Annotated in this window: 2 protein-coding genes and 2 tRNA genes; 1 reads left to right on the top strand and 3 read right to left on the bottom strand. The window is 67.7% G+C overall.

Going from position 1 to position 1,649, the window contains the following annotated elements; all coding sequences use genetic code 11:
- A partial coding sequence (locus WAX14_RS23455; protein ID WP_422630439.1) for an IclR family transcriptional regulator domain-containing protein occupies window positions 1-350 on the top strand: 350 nt, incomplete at its 5' end.
- An 82-nt stretch (window positions 351-432) separates the two neighbouring features.
- Here the strand turns inward: WAX14_RS23455 and WAX14_RS23450 are convergent.
- The 3 genes from WAX14_RS23450 to WAX14_RS23440 all read right to left on the bottom strand — a co-directional run.
- Window positions 433-505: transfer RNA gene (locus WAX14_RS23450), tRNA-Glu, on the bottom strand.
- A gap of 81 nt (window positions 506-586) precedes the next feature.
- A tRNA-Gln gene (locus WAX14_RS23445) sits at window positions 587-658 on the bottom strand.
- Window positions 659-749: 91 nt separating this feature from the next.
- On the bottom strand, window positions 750-1,649 hold a 900-nt coding region (locus tag WAX14_RS23440; protein WP_422630438.1), incomplete at its 5' end, for a glutamate--tRNA ligase.

The following is a 1,649-nucleotide window of genomic DNA, read 5'->3' as shown; positions in this document are numbered from 1 at the left end:
GCTCCAGCCTGTCCATGCACGCGGGCTCGGGCGCCCAGGTGCTCCTCGCGTGGGAAGAGCCCGACCGCCTCCACCGTGGGCTGCAGGGAGCTCGGTTCAACGCCACCGCCCTGTCGGCCGTGCGCCGCCGCGGCTGGGCGCAGAGCGTCGGCGAACGCGAGCCGGGAGTCGCCTCCGTCTCAGCACCCGTGCGCGGGCCCTCGGGTCGCGTCGTGGCTGCCGTGTCGATCTCCGGTCCGATCGAGCGCCTGTCACGCCAGCCTGGGCGTCTGCACGCGGCCACCGTCGTCGCCGGCGCCAACAAGCTCAGCGAGGTCCTCCGCCGGGCTCACCAGGCCGCTCACGGTTAGGCTGACGCGACGGCGGTGCCCTCGACACCCGACCCCAAGAAGTGACGAAACCCCCTGCGCTGCAGGGGGTTTCGTGATGTTGTAGCCCCGACGGGGTTCGAACCCGCGCTACCGCCTTGAGAGGGCGGCGTGCTAGACCGCTACACAACGGGGCCCTAGCGAGCCCGCAGGAGAACTCAGAAACCTGCGGACAACGGGTGAAACCTTACCCGGGAGGGGTCGATTTCGCCCAATTGCTGGGGTACCAGGACTCGAACCTAGAACAACTGAACCAGAATCAGTCGTGTTGCCAATTACACCATACCCCATGGGGTATCACCGCTCGCGCGTCCTCACGGACCTTCGAGGGTGAACCGAAGAGCGATCCTACCGGCCAGGTCGGTTGCTCCCAAATCCGGACTAGACGGTCGCCCGAAGCGCGGCCAGGCGCGCCAGGGTCGAGGTCTTGCCTAGGATTTCCATCGACTCGAACAGTGGCGGCGAGATCCGCTGGCCTGACACGGCGGTGCGCAGCGGGCCGAAGGCCACCCGCGCCTTGACCCCGAGGCCCTCGACGATCGCCCTCCGCAGCGCAGCCTCGATCGTCGCGGCATTCCAGTCGCTCTCAGCGCCGAGCAGCCCGCGACCATGGTCGTCGATATCCCCGAGAGCCCGGATGGCGGCATCCAGCACCGCCGGCGACCGGTCGTCGAGCTGAGCCCGGGCATCGTCGGCGATGGCGATCATGTCGTCACCCATGAAGAAGGGGGCCACGAGCGGGGCCGCCTCGGTGAGCTTCGCGATGCGGGTCTGAATCAAGGCGGCGACGAGCTTGAGCCGCCCCAACTCCCCCAGCGACGGGTTGTCGGACAGCACGCCCTCCTGCTCGAGGAAGGGCAACAGCCGGCTGGCGAAGTCGCCGGGGGCCAACTCGCGCAGCCACACCCCGTTGAGCCAGTCGAGCTTGTCGAGGTTGAACATCGACCCCGCCGGGTTGACTTTGGCCCAATCGAAGCGCTCGGCGAACTCGTCGAACGTGAAGACCTCTCGCTCGGTGCCGTCGGCTTCGACGATCGGCGGATACCCCTGCAGCGCAAGGAAGTTGACGAGAGCCTCCGGGAGGTAACCCTGCTCCTTGAACCACGTGAGCCGCGCCCAGGGACTCTTGCGCTTGGAGATCTTGGCGCGCTTTTCGTCGCGCAGGAGCGGCATATGGGCGAAGGCCGGGGGCTTGAGCCCGAGCCACCGATAGAGCAAGAGGTGCTTGGGCGTGGACGAGATCCACTCCTGACCGCGCACCACGTGGGTGATGCCCATCTC

This window comes from Rhodococcus sp. (in: high G+C Gram-positive bacteria) (assembly GCF_049299235.1).
Taxonomy (GTDB): Bacteria; Actinomycetota; Actinomycetes; order Mycobacteriales; family Mycobacteriaceae; genus Rhodococcus.
The sequence above is the reverse complement of the archived record's forward strand: the minus strand, read 5'-3'. Positions and strand labels throughout refer to the sequence as shown.